The sequence below is a fragment of the Salinibaculum sp. SYNS191 genome, assembly GCF_037338445.1.
Taxonomy (GTDB): domain Archaea; phylum Halobacteriota; class Halobacteria; order Halobacteriales; family Haloarculaceae; genus Salinibaculum; species Salinibaculum marinum.
The window spans coordinates 1,108,038-1,127,995 of sequence record NZ_CP147838.1 but is presented as its reverse complement, the minus strand read 5'-3'; the positions used below and the strand labels follow the sequence as shown (position 1 = coordinate 1,127,995).

Here is a 19,958-nt window from a genome sequence, read left to right as displayed (position 1 = left end):
TGGAAGTCAACACAATGATGGCTAGCATAGGCGCGTTATTCTCGTTAGAGGGGATCGCATTCGCGCTGTTCGCCATGGTGACCGTGGGGAGCAGCGTCGGCGTCGTGCTCGTCCGAGACATCTGGCACTCGGCGCTGTTGCTGGGAGTCGCACTCCTGAGCGTCGCAGTCCACTACGTGATGTTGCAGGCCGAGTTCATCGCCGCGATGCAGATTCTAGTGTACGTCGGCGGGGTCCTCATCCTCATCACGTTCGCCGTGATGCTCACCCGCGAGGACACCGAGGAGGTGGCCGCATGACGACCAGACCGCGTCCCATCGACTTCGACCGGAGTACCATCCCGGGTCTCGCCGCGTTCGCGCTGTTCGTCGTCATGGCGACGGTGTTCGTGACCGCGGAGTTCGGCGTGGCAGAGGGCTTCCCGGCGGGCGAGAGCATCGTCGCCGGCATCGGAAACGCGCTGCTCGGCATCACCGACGCCGGGCTCGTTCCCGAGAGTTTCCTCGTCGCGCTCATCCTCATCGCCATCGCGCTGGACGCGGCGCTGGACGGCGCGCTGTTGCTGGCAAAACGCGAGGGGGGTGACGAGTAGATGGCCGTCTCGGTCCAGTTCTACCTCCTGCTCTCCGCGCTGGTGTTCTGCATCGGCCTCTTCGGTATCCTCATCCGCCGGAACGCCCTGATGTTCCTGATGAGCGTCGAGTTGATGCTCAACGCGGGCAACATCAACCTCGTCGCCTTCTCCCACTACTACGGCAACCTCTCCGGCCAGGTCTTCAGCCTGTTCACGATGGCGCTGGCCGCCGCGGAGGTCGCCATCGGCATCGGCATCATCCTCGTGCTGTATCGCAACTTCGACGACATCGACGTGACCGAAGCAGCTACAATGAGGTGGTAAACAGATGGCACTACCATTTGACGCGGCACCGGCTATCGCACTGCTCCCGTTCGTCGGGTTCCTGATTGCACTGTTCCTCGGCGACAGGATGCCGAAGGGCGGCGCGCTCGCCGGTATCGCTGCGACGGCCGGCTCGCTCGTCCTCTCGCTGTGGATGGCGCTGGCCCTCTTTACCGGCTCCGAGCCGTATCACGAGACGATCTACGACTTCGTCCTCGGCGCGGAGGGCGTCGCCGGCGTCGACCTCACCTTCGGCCTGCTCATCGACCCGCTGGCCGCGCTCATGTTGGTCATCGTCTCCCTCATCTCGTTCCTCGTCCACGTCTTCTCGCTGGGGTACATGAACGACGAGGGCGAGACGGGCCTGCCCCGGTACTACGCCGGCCTCGGACTCTTTACGTTCTCCATGCTCGCCTTCGTCTACGCCGACAACCTGCTGATGGCCTTTATGTTCTTCGAGCTGGTCGGGCTGTGCTCGTACCTGCTCATCGGCTTCTGGTTCCGCGAGGACGGCCCGCCGAGCGCCGCGAAGAAGGCGTTCCTGGTCACCCGCTTCGGTGACTACTTCTTCCTCATCGGCGTCGTCGCCGTCTTCGCCACCTTCGGGACGGCCTCCTTCGCCGGCGAGCAGTCCTTCGTCACGATGGCCGAACACGCCCTGGACCCCGGGGCAACCGCCGACGTGACGACGTTCTTCGGCCTCGGGCCGCAGGCGTGGTTCACCGTCATCGGCCTGCTCGTGCTCGGCGGCGTGATGGGCAAGTCCGCCCAGTTCCCGCTGCACACGTGGCTGCCGGACGCGATGGAAGGCCCCACTCCCGTCTCGGCACTCATCCACGCGGCGACGATGGTCGCGGCCGGCGTCTACCTCGTCGCGCGCATGTACGGCTTCTACGCGCTCTCGCCGACTGCGCTGGGCATCATCGCGCTCATCGGTGGGTTCACCGCGCTGTTCGCGGCGACGATGGGCGTCGTCAAGCAGGAACTCAAGCAGGTGCTCGCGTACTCCACCATCTCCCAGTACGGGTACATGATGCTCGCGCTGGGTGGCGGTGGCTACGTCGCGGCGGTCTTCCACCTGACCACCCACGCCGTCTTCAAGGCGCTGCTGTTCCTCGGCGCCGGGTCGGTCATCATCGCCATGCACCACAACGAGAACATGTGGGACATGGGCGGCCTGAAGGACAAGATGCGGGTCACCTACCTGACCTTCCTCTCGGGGTCGCTCGCGCTGGCGGGCATTTTCCCCTTCGCCGGCTTCTGGTCGAAGGACGAGGTGCTCTACGAGACCCTCATCCACGGTCTCGGGAACACTCCGCTGTTGCTCGCCGGCTACGCGATGGGACTGCTCGCGGTCTTCTTCACCGGGTTCTACACCTTCCGGATGGTCTTCCTGACCTTCCACGGTGAGGCCCGGAGCGACGTCGCACGCGACCCCGAACCAGTGCGCTGGAACGTGAAGGCGCCACTGGCAGTGCTGGGTATCGGCGCAGCGACGGTCGGGTTCATCAACATGGTGCCGGTGCAGAAACTGACATCTATCAGTGATATTGACTTCCTCCACCAGTGGCTCGACGGGAGTCTGGAGTCGCTCAACGCCCACCACTACGCCGAGGTCCTCGAAGCGGACTTCGCGGCCGGGTACGCAGCCGCGGACCTCTCGCCGCTCGTGCCAGGACTGGTCTCGCTGGGTCTGGCCGTCGCCGGCGTCGGTGCCGCGTACACGCTCTACAGCGGTCCCTCGCCCGCACAGCACACGAAGAAACTCGGTTCGATTCGGACGCTACTCATGAACAACTACTACCAGGACGAGTATCAGGTCTGGCTGGCCAAGGGCGTGACCGTGCCGGTCGCCCGGGCAGCCGACAAGTTCGACCAGGGTATCATCGACGGCGTCGTCAACGGCATCAGTAGCGTCAGCCTGTTCTCGGGCGAGCGCTTCCGGCGCATCCAGACGGGCGTCGTCAGCAACTACGCGACGCTTCTGACCATCGGGCTCACGCTCTTGCTCATCGTCTTCGGGCTCGCAGGGGGGTGGTTCTAGATGGTGATGGTCGAACTGGTTCTGGCGACCACACTGGCCGCCGCCTTCGTGGTCTTCCTCGCCCCCGACCGCTACGCCGGTAAGCTGGCGACGGCGCTCAGCGTCGTCCCGCTGGTCGGCAGCCTCTACATGTGGACGAACTTCGAGGCGTCGGGCAACGCACTGCTGGCCGACGGCGACATCGCCTTCGAGACGGTGTTCACCTGGCTCCAGCTCGGCCAGTACGAGCTCCAGTGGCACGTCGGCCTCGACGGCGTCAGCCTCCCGCTGCTCGTGCTGACCACCGTGCTCACCACGCTCGCGCTCGTCTCGTCGTGGACGCCCATCGACGAGCGCCAGTCGCAGTTCTACGGCCTCATGCTGCTGATGGAGGCGGCGCTCATCGGCGTGTTCACGGCGCTCGATTTCTTCCTCTGGTTCGTCTTCTGGGAGGGCGTGCTCATCCCGATGTACTTCCTCATCGGTGTCTGGGGCGGCCCGCGCCGGAAGTACGCGGCCATCAAGTTCCTCGTCTACACGAACGTCGCGTCGCTGGTGATGTTCATCGGCCTGTTCGCGCTCATCTTCGGGCTCGGTGACTCGCTGACGACGCTCGGACTGCCGGAAATCGCGCAGGCCGTCCGGGGCGGCGAACTCGGCGGCTTCGCGTTCTTCGACGCGGCGGCGCTGAAGACCTTCGCCTTCCTGTTCATGTTCGCCGGGTTTGCGGTGAAGGTGCCCGTCGTTCCCTTCCACACCTGGCTGCCGGACGCCCACGTCGAGGCCCCGACGCCCGTGTCGGTCATCCTGGCCGGCGTCCTGCTGAAGATGGGGACCTACGCGCTGCTCCGGTTCAACTTCACGATGCTCGCGGACGTCGCGGCCGCGAACGCGAACCTCATCGCTGGCTTCGGCGTGCTCTCGGTCATCTACGGCGCGATGCTCGCGCTGGCACAGCGCGACCTGAAGCGCATCGTCGCCTACTCCTCCATCTCCTCGATGGGCTACGTCATCCTGGGCCTGGTCGCGTTCACGCCACACGCCTTCGGCGGCGCGACCTTCCAGATGATTTCCCACGGTCTCATCTCGGGGCTGATGTTCATGGCGGTCGGCGTCATCTACAACGCGACCCACACCCGGATGGTCGGCGACATGTCCGGCATGGCCGACCGGATGCCGTGGACGGTCGGCATCTTCCTCGCGGCCGCCTTCGGCTACATGGGCCTGCCGCTGATGAGCGGCTTTGCCGCCGAGGTGCTGGTCTTCATCGGCTCCTTCGAGTCGACGGTCATCACCGCCGCGCCCATCTACACGATGTTCGCCATGTTCGGCATCGTCGTCGTGGCCGGCTACCTGCTGTGGGCCATGCAGCGCACCCTCTTTGGTCAGTACAGCCTGGAGACGGACTACGACGTGACCGCCGCGCCGTTCCACGAGGTCGCGCCGCTGGCCATCCTGCTCCTGCTGGTCATCCTGCTCGGCGTGGCTCCCGACATCGCCTACACCATGATACAGGATGCGATTGACCCGCTGCTGGGAGGTGTCGGCGCATGACGTCGCACACCGCACTGCCCACCTGGGCCGCGCTCGCCCCGATGGGGATGTTCGTCGTCACGGCGCTCGTACTGTTCCTGTACGACGCCATCGACCCGGACAGCGAGAACAGCGCACTGCTCGCCGGCATCTCGGTCGCCGGCTCGCTCGTCTCGCTCGTTCTGACTGGCTGGTATCTCGTCGCCGGCACGGGACAGCCCCGTCGCAACGGCGCAATCACGCTGTTCGGTGACAGCCTCGTCGTGGACGGCATGAGCCTGTTCTTCACGGCGCTGACCGCCAGCGTCGTCACGCTGGTCGTGCTCGCGTCCTACGACTACGTGAAGGACGAGGCGCACCAGGCCGAGTACTACTCGCTGATGATGCTCGCCGCGTCGGGCATGGCCCTCATGTCGACGGCCAACAGCCTCGCGACGGCCTTCATCGCCCTCGAACTCGCCTCGCTGCCCTCCTACGCGCTCGTCGCGTTCCTCAAGCACAACAAGGGCAGCGTCGAGGCCGGCCTGAAGTACTTCCTCATCGGCGCGGTCTCCTCGGCCATCTTCGCCTACGGCATCTCGCTGGTGTACGCCGCCGGCGGCGCGCTCCAGTTCGACGCCGTCGCCGAGGCACTGCAGAGTCCCGAGGCCGCCGGCGTGCTCGGCCTCGGCGTCATGATGGTCATCGGCGGCTTCGCGTTCAAGACCGCCAGCGTGCCCTTCCACTTCTGGGCACCGGAGGCGTACGAGGGCGCGCCCTCGCCCATCTCCGGGTTCCTGTCGTCGGCCTCGAAGGCCGCCGGCTTCGTGCTCGCGTTCCGCGTGTTCACGGTCGCCCTCGGCGGCACTGCGGTGCTGGAGGCTGTCGACTGGGTCGTCGCCTTCCAGGTGCTCGCCGTGGTCACGATGACCGTCGGCAACTTCGCCGCGGTCAAGCAGGAGAAGGTCAAGCGGATGCTGGCGTACTCCTCGATCGGCCACGCCGGCTACGTGCTCATCGCGCTCGCCGCGCTGACCGGCGACGCCGACTCGGCGTTCGTCCTCGGGTCGGGCATGGCCCACCTGTTCGTCTACGGGTTCATGAACACCGGTGCGTTCCTGTTCATCGCGCTGACGGAGTACTGGGGCGTCGGTCGCGAGTTCGAGGACTTCAACGGCCTGGCGACGCAGGCGCCCTTCGCCTGCGCTGCGATGTCCGTCTTCCTGTTCTCGCTGGCCGGCCTCCCGCTGGGCGGCGGGTTCTTCTCGAAGTTCTACCTGCTGATGGCCTCCATCAACGGCGGCGTCGCGCTGCTTGCGGTCGCGCTGGTCGTCAACAGCGCGCTCAGCCTCTACTACTACTCCCGCGTCGTCAAGGCGATGTGGATCGAGGACCCCAACGGTGACCTCGACATCGAGAGCTACCCGGTCGGCCTCTACGCCGCCATCGCGCTGGCTGCCGTCGTGACCGTCCTCCTCGTGCCCGGCTTCGGTCCGGTCGCGGAGACGGCACAGATGGCGGCCGAGATGCTCGTCTAGAAACCACTTTTTGCTTCGCTACTTTTTGCTGCGTCGGGTGTCGCACCGCAGCTTCGCCGCGGGCGCACCGCTCCTTGCAAAAACATAGTGAAAAAGGCTCCTCACGCTCGGTAGAGCGCTCGGAGGGTTCTCGTGAGTGACCGCAGGGAACGAACGAGGGCTCGTCAGAGCTTCGCTCTGACGGTGAACCGGCGGCTCCGCCGCCGGATGCTCACGGCGGGCCTGCCCTTCCCCGAGTCGCGCGCCCTCGCGTGCGAGACGGTCGCTCCGCTCCCGTCTCGTCCGCTCGGGACGCGCTCCCGGCCACCGCGCTACTCGACTGCGTTCTCTCCTGTCTCACTTTCCTCGCTCTCGTCTCTCGGCCGACGAACGACGATGACCGGCCCGACCGACTGGGTTGCGACCTGTTCCGACGGGTCGCCGAAGAGGAAGGTCCGAATCGACGGCTCGCTCTCGCCCATCACCACGGCGTCGTGGTCCTCGGCGGCGGCCGTCGCGATGGCCCGGACCGGCGTCTCCGAGACGACGATGTCCCGGCTGATTGCAGTCGGCGGGACGCCCCGTTCGCGCAGCGCCGCGCTCGCGTCGTCGACCAGTGTCTCACCGTCGTCGCTGGCGTCCTCGGTCTCTGCGACGTGGAACAGCGTCAGGTCGATGTCGCGCCTGCCGCGCATCGCCGCCACGAACGCCGCCAGACGCGGGACGTTCACCTCGCCGCGGACCGGGACGAGCAGTCGCTGCACCGGCGGCGTCGGGTTGGGGATGAGGATGGCCCGACAGCCGGTCTCGTCGGCGATTCGGTCGAGCGTCTGCTCGGCGTCGTGGGTGAAGACCAGCCGCGACTCGGCGGCACCCCCGGCGTCGCGGAAGGCCGCCGCCAGGTCGTCCAGTTTCGCCTGCGCCTGCTCCTCGAACTGCAGGCGCGCCTGTCCGGGCGCGGTCTGCTCGGGCAGGACGTGATAGCCGAGGACCACGACCGGCAGCGTCGAGAGCAGGTCGACGACTCCCTCGGAGACGGTCTGGCCTTCGAGCACCTTCACCGGCACCAGCACCGGCCAGTCCTCGCTCATCAGACTACCCCCCGGAGTGTCACGTCCGCCGCGTAGTAGTAGTACCACACTGCCGACAGCAGCATGATGGCGAGGCCGACGACCTGCGAGAGCCGCTGCATGAATCCCAGCAGTGCGAAACTGGCGAGCGCGCCCAGAACCGGCACGAGCGGGTACGCCGGCACCCGGAAGTCCGGGTCGTACCAGGCCGGTTCGTTCCGCCGGAGCGCCACCAGCGCGACGCACATCAGGCCGTACATGATGAGGTGGAGGAAGGAGGCTACCTCGGCCAGCACCTCGACTTCCCCGAGTGCGACCAGCAGGAGGATGGGGCCGCCGGCAAGTCCCAGCGCGACGTGGGGCGTGCCGTAGCGGAGGCTGATGCGGCTGGCCCACCGCGGCAGGAGTGCGTCCTTGCTGACGGCGTAGATTGCACGCGACGTGCTCAGCACCGACGCGTTCGCGCTGGAGACCGTCGCCAGCAGGCCGCCGACGAGAATCGCAATCGCGCCCAGCGGGCCGAGGAAGCTCTCGGCGACGGCGACCATCGCCGTCTCGCCCAGCGTCGAGAGGCGTTGACTGCCGAAGGCGCTGACCGCGACGAAGATGGTCGCGACGTAGAGCACGCCGACGACCACGACCGACCCGACCATCGCCAGCGGCAGGTTCCGACTGGGCCGCTTTATCTCGCCGGCGACGGTCGCCACCTGCGCGAAGCCCAGGTAGGAGGTGAACACGAGCGCCGCGGTGGTCAGCACCGACAGCGCCCCCTGCGAGAGGAACGGTTCGCCGATCGGCTCGGCGGCACCGACGACGCCCACGGCGGAGAGGCCGCCGTAGGACAGAAAGGAGACGATGATGGCGAGCAGGATGCCGACGACGGCGTTCTGGAGGCTGGCAGCGTTCTCCGTCCCGGTGACGTTGAGGACGGTCAGGAAGGCGCCACACAGCAGCGCGAGCGGGATGACCACGTCGAACCCGCCCAGCGAGACGCCCAGGCGGTCCAGCACCGCCTGCGCGTAGAAGCCGAAGCCGACGAGATAGAAGGCGGAGGCGAAGACCAGCCCGAACCACAGCGAGAGGCCGACGACCGCGCCAAAGAGCGCCCCCATCCCGCGGGAGATGTAGTAGTACCCGCCGCCGCTGCGGGGCATCGCCGTCGCCAGTTCGGCAGTCGGCAGCGCGACCAGCAGCGCGATGACCGCCCCGATGGCGAAGGAGGCGGCGGCCGCCGGTCCCGCGTCACCGGCGGCGATACCGGGGAAGACGAAGATGCCGGCCCCTATCATCGTCCCGATGCCGATTGCGAGGCCGCCGCGCAGGCCGATGGTCCGCTCCAGTTCCGTCCCCTCCTCGACGACCGTCGCCTCGTCGCCCGTCTCAGTCCGTTCGAGGACCGGCGTCTCCCCCTCCCGGTTGGCCGCCGGCGCAACTTCCCCTGTCTCCGACGCCATACCTCACACTGTCGGCCGACTCACCCATAACGGGTTCCCCCAACCTGCATCCGTGGGGCTATCCCGGAGGTAAGTCGCACTTATACCTCCCCTGTGCGAACCCGCGGTCGTGTCGTCTGCGCTCTCGCTCGCGCCGGCCTTTCTGGGGCTCGTTGTCGGCGTCGTCCTGCTCGCCGGCATCGTCAACGGTGTCGCCGGCTTTGGCTTCGCGCTCGTCGGGACCATGCTGCTCGCGTTCGTGGTCCCGCCCGCGGTGGCGGTCGTGTTCATGATTCTCCCCATCCTCGCCGCGAACCTCACTCTCGTCCGGGAACTCGACGCCGAGAGCCTCCGGACCTGTGGCCGGCGTTTCCGTCCGCTGCTCGCCGCGGCGCTCGTCGGGACGGTCGCCGGCATGGCGATTCTCGACAGCCTCCCGGCGGCCCCGCTGAAGGCCGGACTGGGCCTGCTGACGCTTGGGTTCGTCGTGACCGCGCAGAACGCCATCATCGTGCCGGGCCTCGACCGCGCGCGAGCGGGCTGTTTCGTCGAGTCGACGCCGGCGATGGTCGGCGTCGGCGGCGTCTCGGGCCTCCTCTTCGGCGGGACCAACGTCGGCGTCCAGCTCATCGCCTACGTCCGGTCCTGTGACCTCTCGCACGGCCTGTTCGTCGGCGTCGTCGCGCTGGTCTTCCTCGGTCTCAACGCCGTCCGGGTGGGCGCGGCGGGCCTGTTCGGGCTGTATCCAGACCTGGTGACCGTCGGCCTGTCGGCCGCTGCGGCGGTCCCGGCCGTCGCCGGCGTCGCGCTCGGGCAGCGTCTCCGCGGGGCCGTCGACGCGCGGACGCGCCGGGTCGGCGTCCTCGCGTTGCTGACGCTCATCGGTGTCAGGCTGGTGCTCGGCGGGCTCGGCATCGCGTAGCGCGCCTTAGTAAGTGCCAAGTGGTGTCCGCCGGAGGGAGAGATATGAAGGCGACAGCGAAGGCGCACCCGATTCAGGGACTGGTCAAGTACCACGGGATGCGCGACGAGGAGTTGCGGCTCCCCTATCACGACTCCATCAGCGTCTGTACCGCGCCGAGTCACACGAAGACGACCGCCGAGTTCGACCCCGCGCTGGACGCCGACACCTACCGCATCGACGGCGAGGAAGTCGACGGCCGCGGTGCCGAGCGCGTCCGCGCCGTCGTCGACCACGTCCGCGACCTCGCCGGCATCGACCACCGCGTGCGCTTCGTCTCCGAGAACTCCTTCCCGACGAACATCGGCTTCGGGTCGTCGTCGTCTGGCTTCGCCGCCGCGGCGATGGCGCTGGTCGAGGCGGCCGGCCTCGACATGACGCGCCCCGAGATTTCGACGGTCGCCCGCCGCGGGTCGTCGTCGGCTGCCCGCGCGGTCACTGGCGCGTTCTCGCATCTCTACACCGGGCTCAACGACCACGACTGCCGCTCGAAACGCATCGACGTGCCCGACGACTTCGAGGACGACCTCCGCGTCGTCGCCGGGATGGTCCCCTCCTACAAGGAGACCGAGGCGGCCCACCGCGAGGCGGCAGAGAGTCACATGTTCGAGTCGCGTCTGGCACACATCCACGGCCAGATAGCGGAGATGCGCGACGCGCTCCGGGCGGCCGACTTCGACCGCGCGTTCGACCTCGCCGAGCACGACTCGCTGTCGCTGGCGGCGGCGACGATGACCGGCCCCGCAGGGTGGGTCTACTGGCAGCCGACGACACTGGAGATATTCAACGCCGTGCGCGAACTCCGCAGCGAGGAGGACGTGCCGGTGTACTTCTCGGTCGACACCGGCGCGAGCGTCTACGTCAACACCACCGCGGAGTACGTCGACCGCGTGGAGTCCGTCGTCGCCGACTGCGGCGTCGACACCCGCGTCTGGGGAGTCGGCGGCCCGGCCCGGATTCTCGACGCGGACGAGGCGCTGTTCTGACCCGGTCCCGTCCGGCGGACAGTTTTTGCCCCTGCCGGCCCAACGACGGGTATGCACGTCGCCGTTCTCGGCGCTGGCTACGCCGGTGTCAGTCTGACCCGCACGCTCGAGCGCACGCTCCCGGCCGACGCGGAGATTACGCTGGTCGACGAGCGTGAGACCCACCTCGTCCAGCACCTCGTCCACCGCGCCATCTCTCATCCCTCGCTGGAGGACGAACTGACCGTCCCCATCGCGGACCTGCTCGACGGAGCCAGCCACCGTCAGGCCCGGGTCACGGACCTCGACCCGGACGCGGGCGAGGTCGAACTGAACGACGGCAGCCTGTCCTACGACTACGGCGCGGTCTGTCTCGGGACCCAGACCGCCTTCTACGACCTCCCCGGACTCGAAGAGCACGGGGTCCCGCTCAAGCGCCTCACCCACGCGGCGCGCATCCGCGACCGCTTTCTCGACGTCTGCGAGGAGGGCGGCCGCGTCGTCGTCGGCGGTGCCGGCCTCTCGGGCATCCAGGTCGCCGGCGAACTCGCCGACCTCGCACGTGACGAGGGCTGTGCCGTCGGCTCCGACGTGGACGACGACGAGCGCCCGACCGTCGAAGTCCGTCTCGTCGAGCAACTCGACAGCGTCGCGCCCAACTTCCCCGAGCAGTTCCAGCGGGCGGTCGCCGACGAGCTTGCGAAACACGACGTCCACGTCGAGACCGGCCGCGCGGTGGCGTCGACCGACGGCGAGACGCTGACGTTCGCCGACGGCGGCGAAGTCGCCTACGACCAGCTCGTCTGGACCGGCGGTATCGCCGGCCAGGACGCCATGCACGGTGACCGGCCGCAGGTCAGGGCGGACCTCCGCGTCGGCGAGCGGACCTTCGCCGTCGGTGACGCCGCTCGCGTCGTCGACGCGAACGGGCAACCGGCCCCGGCCAGCGCACAGACGGCGGTCCGGCAGGCCGACGTCGCGGCGACGAACATCGCGAAACTGGTCGCGCACACTGACGACGGTGCGTTCACGCCGCGGATGGACCGCTACCGCTACTCGGAACTGGGGTGGCTGGTCAGCGTCGGCCACGGTGCCGTGGCACAGGTGGGGTCGAGCGTCGTCCGCGGCAGCGCGGCGAAGGCGCTGAAGACGACCGTCGGTGCCGGGTACCTCGGCTCCATCGGTGCGATAGAGAAAGCGAGCGACTACGTCTGGGAGAGCCTGGAGTGACTACTCGGCCTCGTCGAGCGCGAGGTCCGGCGTCGTCCAGATGACGAACTCGTCGTCCTCCTCGCGGTCGATGACGCCGTTGATGTAATCGTCGCTCATCGGCGGGTCGTTGACCTCGTCGTCGCTGACGGGCGACACCTGACTCACGTCGTCGACGACCCACCCGATGTGGCCCTGGTCCTCGAAGGCCTCGGCGTCGAAGACGACGACGAGGTCGCCGGCGGTCTTGTCCGGCTTGTCGATGGTGACCTTCGGGTTGAGAATCGTCGTTATCTGGCCGCGGAGGTCGACGACGCCCTCCACGAAGTCGGGCGTGTTCGGCACCCGCGTGATGGCGGTGTGCTTGACGATTTCCTCGATGTACTCGATGTCGAGGCAGTACTGCTCGTCGTCCAGGGTGAACTCCAGCACCCGCGTCTCCGGCTCCTGGGTCGTCTCCGCCGTCTCGCCGGCGATGCCGGCCGGCCCCGCTGGCGCGTCGTCGTCGGGTTCGGCGGCCGGTTCGTCCCCGTCCGCGTCGTCGACGGTCTCGGCCTGCGCCATCGTCTGCTCCATGGCGGCCTCCATCTCGTCGGCGCTCGGGAGGTCCGCCCGCGTGTCCCCGCCGGTATCCAGCGGCGCCGACACGTCGTCGCCGTCGTCGCCGTCGCTTTCGTCGGGGGCGGGTTCGGTCGTGGTCGGTTCCGCCGCCGCTGTGCCGCCGTCGGCCGAGGTGGGCTCCGTCGCGGCGATGGCCTCCTCGGCGTCGGCGTCCGACCCGGCACCGTTCGTCGGTGCGCCGGGTTCCTGGTCGTTCGATTCCTCGACGGCGTCGTCGCCGTCCTCGTCCCGTTGGCCCTCGCGCATCCGTCGGATGCGCTTGGCTCGTTCCATGCGTTCGTTCTCGCTCATGCTGTCACCTCAGTGTAGCCGAACTGCCTGTCGAGTTCGTCCGCCATCTCCAGGAAGACGTCCTCCATGTCGACGCTGTCCTCGTACTCGAAGAGGGACGTCCCGGCCGAGAACGCCCGTTGCAGCGCCACGCGCTTGCGAACTTCCCAGACGGGGAAGCCGTCGAAGACCTCGTTGAGCCACTGGAGCATCGTCCGGTCCTCGCCGGTGTTCTCGACGCGGTTCGCGACGACGCCGACCGTGTTGACGGAGATGCCCACCTGCCCCTCCAGCGCGGCTATCTGGTCGATGAGCAACTCGATGGCCCGCTCGGAGGTCGCCTCGGTCAGCGCCGGGACGATGACGTTGCGCGCCGCGAAGATGCCGGTATCGGTCAGTTTCCCGTAGAAAGGCGGGGAGTCGACGATGACGTAGTCGTACTCCCGCTCGACGGCCGCGAGCGTCTGCTCCAGTGCGTCCAGCGCGTGCGTGCCGGTCACGGCCGCCGGGTCGACGTGTATCGCCAGTTCGCCGAGAGCCTCCGCCGCTCCGGAAAGCGAGGGGTCGGATTTGCTGCGCGCGACGAGGTCAGCGATAGTCAGCTCGTGCTCCGCCTGCAGCAGGTCGATGCTCGACGGGAGCACGTCCATCTCCGGGTGTTCGACGACGAGGTCGTTCACGACCTCCCGGCGGCTGTGGTCGGTCAGCGCGTCGAACAGCGTGGGCGGGCCGCTGTCGTACTCCTCGACCAGTCCCAGCCCTTCGGTCGCGTTGCCCTGCGGGTCGAGGTCGACGAAGAGCACGTCACGGCCGCGCTCGTTGAGCGCGCCGGCGACGTTGATAGCGATGGTCGTCTTGCCAGTCCCTCCCTTCGCATTCGTCACACAGATGCGGCTTGCACCGCTGTCGTCGCGTTCCATCGGCACCTGCTTTGCCGTCGGTGGCCTGCGGTAATAAAAATACGTTCCCGATTATCACGAACAACAAAACCGACGTAGAGCGGCTACTATCCGTGTGCAAACGGTGTCTGACGTGTGTCTGACCGACTACAACCTTTAACAGAGAGTAGGAGCAACAGTCACACAAGAATGAGTATCAATCCGCGCGACTACGACCTCGACGAACTCCGGAAGATGGCCCGGGAGCGTGGGGGCAAGACCAACGGGGGCGGCGACGCCGAGGAGCCCGACATCGGGCTGGGCTCGCTCGGGGGCAGCGACGAGGACGTCCCCGCGAGCGGGTCGTTCCGCGAGGGGCTGTACCGGGAACTGCTCCCGCTGGAGGCCGGCTCCGGCGAGACGACCAAGCCGTACCTGTCCAGCCTCCCCGAGAACTACGCGGCCGAGAACATGATATTCGAGTGGTTGGAGTTTCTCCTCCTGCACGCCGGCTACCAGGGCGCGACGGAGGCGCTCGACTACTACGAGTCCATCGGGTGGGTGACCGAGGAGGCCGAAGCGGCCCTGAACGACTACCTGCTGGGCATCGACGGCCAGGCGGCCAACGAGGGCAACAGCCTGGACGTCGACGACCACATGCTGAGTCTGGTCTACGTCGCGAAACTGGCCTCCATGCACTGATTTCTCGCTTCGATTACCCGTTTCGGTTCTTATATACCGGGTGCGTGTCAACACGTGGGATATGAGTAGCGATGTCGAGACCGAGACGGAGGAAGTCTCGGGCAGCGGCGACACCGGCGGCAGTGACGACGCCGTGCCGGTGGGCGTGAAGCTCGGAAGCACCCGAACGGTCATCGCCTTCCCCACCGAGGATGGCGACGGACTGACGACAATCCGGACGCTCACCTGTCTCGCGAGTTACGACGACCCACTGACAGGGGAGACGAAGTACCTCTACGGCGAGGAGGCCGCCCGGGAGTACCCCGACCGCGTCCAGTTCATGCTCCGCTCGGGCCTGCCCGAGGACGAGGACCGGGCCGAACTCACCGAGCAGTTCTTCACTTCCGTCATCGAGTCCCACGACATTCCCGCGGACAGCGCCGTCGTCTATGCGATTCCGACCATCGACAACCCCGCCGGACTGGAGAACCTCCAGAACGTCATCGAGAGCAGCCCCATCGGGTCGGCGCTGATGGAGAGCTACCCCGAGTCGCTGTGTGGCTCGATTCCGGCCTTCGGCGACGACCTGGAGGCCATCGAGCAGATCTTCGTCGCCGTCAACATGGGCTCGACCAACCTCGAAGCCTCGGCCTACCGCCGCGGCGAGCAGATTTCGCCGTTCACCACAGGGGCCGTGACGGGCAACGAGGTCGACCGGGTCATCGCCAACTACGTCGAGGAGGAGACCCAGGGCCGCGTGAACATCGACATCACGACCGCCCGCGAGTACAAGGAGGAACACGCCGACTTCGACGAGTTCGAACCGTTCACGGACATCATCCAACAGCCCGGCGGCGGCTCACACGAGTTCACCATCGAGCGCTCGGTGATGGACGCCTGCAACGAGTATCTGGACGACGTGGTCGACGAGTTCGCCAACACGTTCCTCTCGCAACTGGCCAACGACCACATGAAGATTTACCAGCTCGCGCTGGACCGTCCCATCGTCCTGACGGGCGGGATGGCCTGCATCCCCGGCGTCGTCGAGGAGTTCGAACAGCGCGTCTCCGAGGCGCTGGGGCGGGAGGTCGAGGCCGTCGCCGCCGAGCGACCGGACCTCTCGGCGACTATCGGCGCACAGCGCATCGCCGCCCGTCTCGCGGAGTAGCTACCCTTCGCCGGTCGCCCAGCAGCGCCACCACCGGAGTATCTGCCGGGTCTCGCCGTCCAGTCCCTCGACGTTCGGACCGAGGGGCTCGGACCGTACGTTCTCGCGACTCCGGCTCTGTCCCCCGGCACTCGCGTTACCGAGCTCCGTCGGCAACCGAATCTGTAACTGGGGCATCGTCTACGTAATCCGTCAGTTCTGTTGTAAACCCCCGTCAGACAGCCGTCAGTCACCAGTCCTGCGCAGCTGATACGCGCCGATTGTCCGTCGCCGTTTTGTCTCCACGACTGGACGGTCGATTACCAGTTTCCGGATATCGACCCTAATCATTAATACTCCAACCGGCGTAGTGTGTCATATGACTGACTGTCCTCGATGTGGTGCCCGGATGAGTCACAACGACGAGACGACGAAGCTGACAGAGTACGTCTGTCCGAACTGCCACAACACGCGCATCGTCTGGAAGTCGGGCTACCGCGTCACCGCGTAGTCCCCGACCCGCCCGCTCCGTTTTCGGATTCGTTTTCCACCTTTTTGGCGTGGTATAACATACCACACAAAATCGGTGGTAGAACCATAATGATTAATAATCTCCGTGTGGTAGAGGAGAGTGGAATGACACAGTGTACCCGGTGCGGCACGCGCATGAACTACAACGACGAGACGACGAAGCTGACAGAGTACGCCTGTCCGCGCTGCCACAACACCGAAATCATCCAGAAGGAGTCGTTCCGCGTCACCGCGTAGGTGAGATAATGTACGGACACAGCCCCAAACTCGGCCACGCTGTATCGCCCGCACCGGTACACCTCGTATAACGACCTTTTCCAGGCGCGCACTCACCCGATAGCCGTTGCTCCGTCACTCGGGGCAGCACGCCGCAAAACGAGCAGCGTCGCGTCAGTCAGACGCCCGGAGGCCGACGCGGTCGATGTGGTAGCACTCGCCGTCGTAGCGGATGAAGTCGCTGTCGAACCGCGTCCCGGTGACCGTCTCGCCGTCGACGAGCTGCCGGACCGCTTCCTGTTCGTCCTCGTCGAGGTCGTCGTACTCGTGTACCGGTACTGCTTCGGGAACCGTGTCTACGTCCTTCGCGATGAGGTAGGTCGCCATTGGTTCTGTCGAGTCCTGCGTACTGGATGGACTTTAAATTTCTGCGGGTAACAATCATGAATTATGTTAAATCATGTGGAAACTCGCGGGTGCTATTTCCACGCGTGTTCACCCCTGCGAATCGGCGTCCAAACCCCTTAGCCGGTCCCGTCCCAAGGCGGGGTATGAGCGACGACCGGAACGTCCTCGGCACCGAACTCGAACCCTGCAGTACCGACCCGACGACGGGGTACCTCCGCGACGGCTGCTGCCGGCACGTTCCCGGCGACGCCGGCCGCCACGAACTCTGTGCCGTCGTCACCGAGGAGTTCCTCCAGTTCAGCAAAGCGCGCGGCAACGACCTCGTGACCCCGCGCCCGGAACTGGACTTCCCCGGCCTGGAATCGGGCGACCGCTGGTGTCTCTGTCTCGACCGCTGGCTGGAGGCCGAGGCACAGGGCGTCGCCCCGCCGGTGGTGCTGGAGGCGACCGCCGAGGAGGCGCTGGAGCGAATCGAGCTGTCGACGCTCGAAGCCCACGCTCACGACGCCTGACTACTCTAGCTGGTGGTAGTCCAGCTGGTAGTCGGCGTCGAGCGCCCGCTGGACGGCCGGGCTCGGCGTCCCGACGGCGTGGGTCGTCAGGTGCATCGCGCCGATGCTGTCGTGCGTGACGCGGATGTTCTGCTGCCAGGAGGCGTCGCGGTCCGGGTAGTCCGTCCGGTAGTGCGCGCCGCGTGACTCGGTCCGCTCGCGGGCGCTGCGGAGGATACTCTCGGCGACGACCAGCGCGAACCCCAGGTCGAGCGCGAACTCGAAGCTGTCGCTCGTGCGGTCGCCGACCGCGAGGTCGCTGGCGCGCCCGGCCACTCGCTCCAGTGCGTCCAGCCCGGCCTCGATACCCGCACCGTCGCGGCGAATCCCCGCAGCGTCCCAGAGGAGGTCCCGGAGGTCGTCGAGCAGGTCTTCGGGGTCGTGACTGCCGTCGGCGTCGGTGAGCCGCGCGAGGTCGGCGAAGTGCTGGGTGGCGCGGCTGTGGAGCAGGCCCTCGTCGCCGCGGTGCCCGCGCGTCTCGCCGCGTCGCGCGGCGACGGCGTTGCCCGTTATCGCCCCGAACGCGATGGTCTCCGCCAGCGAGTTCCCGCCGAGGCGGTTCGCGCCGTGGACGCCGGCCATCGTCTCGCCGATGGCGTAGAGGCCCTCGACGTCGGTCTGGCCGCTGTCGTCGACGACGACGCCCCCCATCCCGTAGTGGGCGGTCGGTGCGACCACGACCGGTTCCTCGGCCATGTCGACGCCCAGGTCGGCGAATCGTTCGTCCATCCGGGGCAGACGCTCCTCGATGAACGCGCGCTCGCGGTGGGAGATGTCCAGGTAGACGCCGCCGTCGTCCGTCCCGCGGCCGGCCTCGACTTCGCTGGCGATGGCGCGGGCGACCACGTCGCGGGCGGCGAGTTCCATCTGGTCGGGCGCGTACCGCCGCATGAACCGCTCCCCGTCGGCGTTGAACAGCCGCCCACCTTCGCCGCGGACGGCCTCGGTGACGAGTCGGCCGTCCCACTCCTCGCCGTAGCGGCCACCGACCATCCCCGTCGGGTGGAACTGGACGAATTCCATGTCCTGCAGGGTCGCGCCGGCCAGCGCGGCGAGCGCGGGGCCGTCGCCGGTGTTCTCGTCGTCGCGCGAGGAGTGTCGCCTGTAGAGGCTCGTGTAGCCGCCGGCGGCGAGAATCACGACGTCGGCGTCGAACAGCACGAACTCGCCGGTGTCCGTGTCGTAGCCCGCCGCGCCGAGGATGCGGCCGTCCCCGGTCAGCAGTTTGCTGACGAAGACGTTCTCGCGGTAGGGGATGTCAAGTTCTCGCGCGCGTGCGACGAGGGTGTCGAGCAGCGATTCGCCGGTGTGGTCCCCGGCGAAGGCCGTCCGGCGGAACGACTGGGCACCGAAGTACCGCTGGTCGATGTCGCCGTCGTCGGTCCGGGAGAAGGCCATCCCCCAGTCGTCGAGTTCGCGCAGGAGCGCGGGCATCGCGCGGGCGACGGCCTCCACCTTCCCGGGGTCGTTGACGAAGTGTCCCTCTTTCAGGGTGTCCGCGGCGTGAATCGTCCAGTCGTCCTCGGGGTCCCGCGTGCCGAGTGCGCCGTTGATGCCGCCGCGTGCCCACGTCGTGTGGGCGTCGCCGTGGCCCCGCTTGCCGATGACGAGTACGTCCTCGGGGTCGACGCCGGACTCGACCATCTCGATGGCCGCGCGAGCGCCGGCGGCACCCGCGCCGACGACCAGCGTTTCGACCTCGATTGTCTCGTAATCGAGTGACTGCGGGGACTCAGCGTCGGCTCTTCGGGGCGAATTGTCCATACAATATAGAGGGGCCGAACGGACTTGAACCTCTCGCACGTGTGTGGCGGCTGTATTGGGTCCTGAGCGCTTCTGGAGCCAAATTTAATCGATTTCACTTCTGTAAATTACTGTCTCGGCCCGATTCCGCGGTGCCGGGCTGCGGTCACAGCGGCCGGTCGACGGTGGTCCCCGAAGGCTGGTCCGCGCCGGGGTCGAAGCGACGGCGGAGGCTCGGGAGGACGGTCCCGTCGAGCGAGGGCCGGCCGGCACCGGTCACCAGCAGGACGGAGGTGAGGCCGAAGAGCGTGACGTGTGCCAGCACGGGGTCGTCCGGCAGGCCGAAAAGCGTCGACGTGAGGATGAGGAAGCCGAGGGCGGCGGTCCCGCGGGTGAACGCACCCAGAATGAGCGCGACGCCGACGAGCGCTTCCGTGAGACCGGCCCCGACGACCCACAGCTCCGGCTGGACGGGGACGACGGCCGTCAGGTCGTATCTGTCGACGACGGCGAGTGCCTGCTGGGGTTCGAGGAGCTTCTGGACGACGCCGAGATAGAGGAAGTTCAGGCCGAGGAACACCCGGACTGGCACCGGCGCGACTGCCGGCCCGAGTCCGAGACGGCCGAGCACCTCGCCCGGGGTGGTCACTCCGCGGAACCGGCTGGCGATGGTGCCGTCGGTGACGACCAGGCGGCGCAGGAGTACGTCGGCGCTCGGCTGGCCGGGCCCGACGAGCAGGATGCCGACGAAGCCGGCGACGTACTCGCTGGCGAGCAGCATCGGCGCGCCGGCGGTCACGAGGGCGTACACGTACGTGAGCAGGCCGATTGCGGCGACGACCCGCGTCGCGAGCCCGAACAGCAGCAGGAACCCGATGCCGACCTGCAGCAGGCGCGCGTCGGCGGGGACGCTCGGCGTGAACAGGTAGCCGGCGAACCCGGCACCCACCAGCGGCAGGCCGACCGAGAGCCGCAGCATCCAGGGGAGGTACGGCCGGTAGGAGCGCAGGGTCGCCCGCGCGACGTCGATGTCCGGAACGGCGCTGGCAAAGCGGACATAGGCCGCGACGACGGCGACGAGGGCGAGAAAGCCACCGGCGAGCAGCAGCACGCTCTCCGGGGTGGTCAGGACGGCGCGAAACAGGTCGGCCGGCGACCCCGGCGGCCCGGGGTCGGTGACGTAGTCGACGTGTGCGCTCGCCCGGCCGCTGGCGACGGCGACGAGTGCCAGGAGGGCACCAGCGGTGGCAGCGGTGGCGCTTCGTATCATGCCGCTCTAGTGGGGCCGCGCGAGCCTAAGGCTGTCTGGTGATGCACTTTGTGA

The 19,958-nt window shown here is 67.5% G+C and carries 21 protein-coding genes; 13 read left to right on the top strand and 8 right to left on the bottom strand.

The genetic code is table 11. The features are described 5' to 3' along the window. Positions 1-17 precede the first annotated feature (17 nt). Genes WDJ57_RS06110 through WDJ57_RS06085 form a run of 6 tightly spaced genes read left to right on the top strand, consistent with a single transcriptional unit; the run spans position 18 to position 5,971 of the window. Positions 18-299 carry an NADH-quinone oxidoreductase subunit J gene (locus WDJ57_RS06110; protein WP_338906258.1) on the top strand — a complete coding sequence of 94 codons (282 nt, stop codon included), beginning with the start codon at positions 18-20 and terminating at the stop codon, positions 297-299. Continuing rightward, the gene (locus WDJ57_RS06105; protein ID WP_338904810.1) at positions 296-592 is read left to right on the top strand and encodes a hypothetical protein; all 297 of its coding nucleotides are present in this window, start codon (positions 296-298) and stop codon (positions 590-592) included. Before WDJ57_RS06110 ends, WDJ57_RS06105 begins: the two co-directional genes overlap by 4 nt. After that, positions 593-898, top strand: a complete 306-nt coding sequence (gene nuoK / locus WDJ57_RS06100; RefSeq protein WP_338904808.1) for an NADH-quinone oxidoreductase subunit NuoK — start codon at positions 593-595, stop codon at positions 896-898. A 4-nt stretch (positions 899-902) separates the two neighbouring features. After that, the gene (gene nuoL, locus WDJ57_RS06095) at positions 903-2,942 is read left to right on the top strand and encodes an NADH-quinone oxidoreductase subunit L (RefSeq protein WP_338904806.1); all 2,040 of its coding nucleotides are present in this window, start codon (positions 903-905) and stop codon (positions 2,940-2,942) included. Continuing rightward, positions 2,943-4,475, top strand: a complete 1,533-nt coding sequence (locus WDJ57_RS06090; protein WP_338904805.1) for a complex I subunit 4 family protein — start codon at positions 2,943-2,945, stop codon at positions 4,473-4,475. Further along, entirely contained in the window at positions 4,472-5,971 is a 1,500-nt protein-coding gene (locus WDJ57_RS06085) for an NADH-quinone oxidoreductase subunit N (protein ID WP_338904804.1), read from the top strand. Before WDJ57_RS06090 ends, WDJ57_RS06085 begins: the two co-directional genes overlap by 4 nt. 311 nt (positions 5,972-6,282) lie before the next feature. Here WDJ57_RS06085 and WDJ57_RS06080 read toward each other — a convergent pair whose 3' ends face one another. Both WDJ57_RS06080 and WDJ57_RS06075 read right to left on the bottom strand, forming a co-directional pair. Then, complete coding sequence (locus WDJ57_RS06080; protein WP_338904803.1) at positions 6,283-7,041, bottom strand: universal stress protein; 759 nt, start codon at positions 7,039-7,041, stop codon at positions 6,283-6,285. Further along, a complete protein-coding gene (locus WDJ57_RS06075) occupies positions 7,041-8,474 on the bottom strand; it encodes an APC family permease (protein ID WP_338904801.1) in 1,434 nt (477 codons plus the stop codon). Before WDJ57_RS06075 ends, WDJ57_RS06080 begins: the two co-directional genes overlap by 1 nt. 109 nt (positions 8,475-8,583) lie before the next feature. Here WDJ57_RS06075 and WDJ57_RS06070 point away from each other — a divergent pair, with 109 nt between their 5' ends. The 3 genes from WDJ57_RS06070 to WDJ57_RS06060 are packed head-to-tail and all read left to right on the top strand — an operon-like array spanning position 8,584 to position 11,609. Continuing rightward, the gene (locus WDJ57_RS06070) at positions 8,584-9,375 is read left to right on the top strand and encodes a TSUP family transporter (RefSeq protein ID WP_338904800.1); all 792 of its coding nucleotides are present in this window, start codon (positions 8,584-8,586) and stop codon (positions 9,373-9,375) included. A 44-nt stretch (positions 9,376-9,419) separates the two neighbouring features. Continuing rightward, positions 9,420-10,400 carry a phosphomevalonate decarboxylase MvaD gene (gene mvaD / locus WDJ57_RS06065; RefSeq protein ID WP_338904798.1) on the top strand — a complete coding sequence of 327 codons (981 nt, stop codon included), beginning with the start codon at positions 9,420-9,422 and terminating at the stop codon, positions 10,398-10,400. A gap of 51 nt (positions 10,401-10,451) precedes the next feature. Then, positions 10,452-11,609, top strand: a complete 1,158-nt coding sequence (locus WDJ57_RS06060) for an NAD(P)/FAD-dependent oxidoreductase (RefSeq protein WP_338904796.1) — start codon at positions 10,452-10,454, stop codon at positions 11,607-11,609. Here WDJ57_RS06060 and WDJ57_RS06055 read toward each other — a convergent pair whose 3' ends face one another. Then, entirely contained in the window at positions 11,610-12,500 is an 891-nt protein-coding gene (locus WDJ57_RS06055) for a chemotaxis protein CheW (RefSeq protein ID WP_338904795.1), read from the bottom strand. It abuts the gene before it with no gap. Beyond that, positions 12,497-13,399 carry a ParA family protein gene (locus tag WDJ57_RS06050; protein WP_338904794.1) on the bottom strand — a complete coding sequence of 301 codons (903 nt, stop codon included), beginning with the start codon at positions 13,397-13,399 and terminating at the stop codon, positions 12,497-12,499. Before WDJ57_RS06050 ends, WDJ57_RS06055 begins: the two co-directional genes overlap by 4 nt. Positions 13,400-13,567: 168 nt before the next feature. Here WDJ57_RS06050 and WDJ57_RS06045 point away from each other — a divergent pair, with 168 nt between their 5' ends. Next, positions 13,568-14,059 (top strand): FlaD/FlaE family flagellar protein, encoded by a 492-nt coding sequence (locus tag WDJ57_RS06045; protein ID WP_338904792.1) that lies wholly within the window; start codon positions 13,568-13,570, stop codon positions 14,057-14,059. 61 nt (positions 14,060-14,120) lie between these two features. Continuing rightward, complete coding sequence (locus WDJ57_RS06040; protein ID WP_338904790.1) at positions 14,121-15,206, top strand: hypothetical protein; 1,086 nt, start codon at positions 14,121-14,123, stop codon at positions 15,204-15,206. Here WDJ57_RS06040 and WDJ57_RS06035 read toward each other — a convergent pair whose 3' ends face one another. Then, on the bottom strand, positions 15,207-15,383 hold the full coding sequence (locus WDJ57_RS06035; protein WP_338904788.1) for a hypothetical protein: 177 nt from the start codon (positions 15,381-15,383) through the stop codon (positions 15,207-15,209). 438 nt (positions 15,384-15,821) lie between these two features. Here WDJ57_RS06035 and WDJ57_RS06030 point away from each other — a divergent pair, with 438 nt between their 5' ends. Continuing rightward, positions 15,822-15,953, top strand: a complete 132-nt coding sequence (locus WDJ57_RS06030; protein WP_338904786.1) for a hypothetical protein — start codon at positions 15,822-15,824, stop codon at positions 15,951-15,953. Between the two features lie 153 nt (positions 15,954-16,106). On the opposite strand, the gene WDJ57_RS06025 is transcribed toward WDJ57_RS06030, so the two are convergent. Continuing rightward, a complete protein-coding gene (locus WDJ57_RS06025; protein WP_338904784.1) occupies positions 16,107-16,319 on the bottom strand; it encodes a hypothetical protein in 213 nt (70 codons plus the stop codon). 164 nt (positions 16,320-16,483) lie between these two features. Here WDJ57_RS06025 and WDJ57_RS06020 point away from each other — a divergent pair, with 164 nt between their 5' ends. After that, positions 16,484-16,852, top strand: a complete 369-nt coding sequence (locus tag WDJ57_RS06020; RefSeq protein WP_338904783.1) for a DUF2237 family protein — start codon at positions 16,484-16,486, stop codon at positions 16,850-16,852. Here the strand turns inward: WDJ57_RS06020 and WDJ57_RS06015 are convergent, their stop codons facing one another. Both WDJ57_RS06015 and WDJ57_RS06010 read right to left on the bottom strand, forming a co-directional pair. Continuing rightward, entirely contained in the window at positions 16,853-18,655 is a 1,803-nt protein-coding gene (locus WDJ57_RS06015; RefSeq protein WP_338904782.1) for an L-aspartate oxidase, read from the bottom strand. 145 nt (positions 18,656-18,800) lie between these two features. After that, positions 18,801-19,904 carry a DoxX family protein gene (locus WDJ57_RS06010; RefSeq protein ID WP_338904780.1) on the bottom strand — a complete coding sequence of 368 codons (1,104 nt, stop codon included), beginning with the start codon at positions 19,902-19,904 and terminating at the stop codon, positions 18,801-18,803. Positions 19,905-19,958 lie beyond the last annotated feature (54 nt).

Bases quoted from the DNA above. Each gene is read 5' to 3' on its own strand.
- WDJ57_RS06110 (WP_338906258.1), top strand. From the start codon at position 18: ATGGCTAGCATAGGCGCGTTATTCTCGTTAGAGGGGATCGCATTCGCG.
- WDJ57_RS06105 (WP_338904810.1), top strand. From the start codon at position 296: ATGACGACCAGACCGCGTCCCATCGACTTCGACCGGAGTACCATCCCG.
- nuoK (WP_338904808.1), top strand. From the start codon at position 593: ATGGCCGTCTCGGTCCAGTTCTACCTCCTGCTCTCCGCGCTGGTGTTC.
- nuoL (WP_338904806.1), top strand. From the start codon at position 903: ATGGCACTACCATTTGACGCGGCACCGGCTATCGCACTGCTCCCGTTC.
- WDJ57_RS06090 (WP_338904805.1), top strand. From the start codon at position 2,943: ATGGTGATGGTCGAACTGGTTCTGGCGACCACACTGGCCGCCGCCTTC.
- WDJ57_RS06085 (WP_338904804.1), top strand. From the start codon at position 4,472: ATGACGTCGCACACCGCACTGCCCACCTGGGCCGCGCTCGCCCCGATG.
- WDJ57_RS06080 (WP_338904803.1), bottom strand. From the start codon at position 7,041: ATGAGCGAGGACTGGCCGGTGCTGGTGCCGGTGAAGGTGCTCGAAGGC.
- WDJ57_RS06075 (WP_338904801.1), bottom strand. From the start codon at position 8,474: ATGGCGTCGGAGACAGGGGAAGTTGCGCCGGCGGCCAACCGGGAGGGG.
- mvaD (WP_338904798.1), top strand. From the start codon at position 9,420: ATGAAGGCGACAGCGAAGGCGCACCCGATTCAGGGACTGGTCAAGTAC.
- WDJ57_RS06060 (WP_338904796.1), top strand. From the start codon at position 10,452: ATGCACGTCGCCGTTCTCGGCGCTGGCTACGCCGGTGTCAGTCTGACC.
- WDJ57_RS06055 (WP_338904795.1), bottom strand. From the start codon at position 12,500: ATGAGCGAGAACGAACGCATGGAACGAGCCAAGCGCATCCGACGGATG.
- WDJ57_RS06050 (WP_338904794.1), bottom strand. From the start codon at position 13,399: ATGGAACGCGACGACAGCGGTGCAAGCCGCATCTGTGTGACGAATGCG.
- WDJ57_RS06045 (WP_338904792.1), top strand. From the start codon at position 13,568: ATGAGTATCAATCCGCGCGACTACGACCTCGACGAACTCCGGAAGATG.
- WDJ57_RS06040 (WP_338904790.1), top strand. From the start codon at position 14,121: ATGAGTAGCGATGTCGAGACCGAGACGGAGGAAGTCTCGGGCAGCGGC.
- WDJ57_RS06035 (WP_338904788.1), bottom strand. From the start codon at position 15,383: ATGCCCCAGTTACAGATTCGGTTGCCGACGGAGCTCGGTAACGCGAGT.
- WDJ57_RS06030 (WP_338904786.1), top strand. From the start codon at position 15,822: ATGACACAGTGTACCCGGTGCGGCACGCGCATGAACTACAACGACGAG.
- WDJ57_RS06025 (WP_338904784.1), bottom strand. From the start codon at position 16,319: ATGGCGACCTACCTCATCGCGAAGGACGTAGACACGGTTCCCGAAGCA.
- WDJ57_RS06020 (WP_338904783.1), top strand. From the start codon at position 16,484: ATGAGCGACGACCGGAACGTCCTCGGCACCGAACTCGAACCCTGCAGT.
- WDJ57_RS06015 (WP_338904782.1), bottom strand. From the start codon at position 18,655: ATGGACAATTCGCCCCGAAGAGCCGACGCTGAGTCCCCGCAGTCACTC.
- WDJ57_RS06010 (WP_338904780.1), bottom strand. From the start codon at position 19,904: ATGATACGAAGCGCCACCGCTGCCACCGCTGGTGCCCTCCTGGCACTC.